Genomic DNA, 739 nt, shown 5'->3' with positions numbered 1-739 from the left:
ACACCGCCGCCGTCGCCGCCACCGCGCCCGTGGCCATCAACTGCAACGTGCACGGCAACGAGCCCGGCGACCGCGAAGCCTGCCTCATCATGGCCCGGCAACTCGCCTTCAGCACCGACCCCCGGATCACGGACCTGCTCAGCCGCACCACCGTCCTGATCGTCCCCACCATCAACGGCGACGGCCGGGCCGCCAACACCCGCGGCAACTCCACCGGCCAGGACCTCAACCGCGACTACTCGCTGATCCGTCAGCCCGAGACCGCCGCGTACGTCAAGATGGTCCGCGACTACCGACCCGTCGCCGGCTACGACGGCCACGAGTACGGCAACTCCCGCGCCGGTGACCTGCCGATGCTGCCGCCCCGACACCAGAACGTCCCCCAACCGATCTTCGACCAGTCCCAGGACATGATCGAAAATCACATGTACGCCAAGGGCGCCGAAGCCGGCTGGTGGGCCTGCCCCTACGGCTGCGAAGGCGGCGGCAACGTCGGCCTCAGCGAGGAAACCATCCTGCGCAACACCCTCGGACTCAAGAACGTCGCCAACTCGCTGCTGGAACTGCGCAGCTCCGGCGGCCAGACCCGACCCGACGAGGGCAACACCGCCAACAACCGGCGCCGCAAGACCTACTCGGCCCTGTGGACCTTCCAGCAGTTCCTCGACTACCACCGCGCCGACCGCGGCGAAATCCTCACCTCCCGCGCCGAAGCCATCGAGATCCAGGCCGCCAACAC

1 protein-coding gene is annotated in these 739 nt (G+C 68.5%); it reads left to right on the top strand.

What is annotated here, in order from left to right:
* The coding region (locus EAD89_RS30160; protein ID WP_255421295.1) for a M14 family zinc carboxypeptidase at nucleotides 1–739 on the top strand (739 nt) is incomplete at both ends.

Origin of the sequence: Micromonospora sp. BL4, from assembly GCF_003667505.1 — a bacterium.
In the GTDB taxonomy this organism is placed as follows: Bacteria; Actinomycetota; Actinomycetes; order Mycobacteriales; family Micromonosporaceae; genus Micromonospora.
The sequence above is the reverse complement of the archived record's forward strand: the minus strand, read 5'-3'. Positions and strand labels throughout refer to the sequence as shown.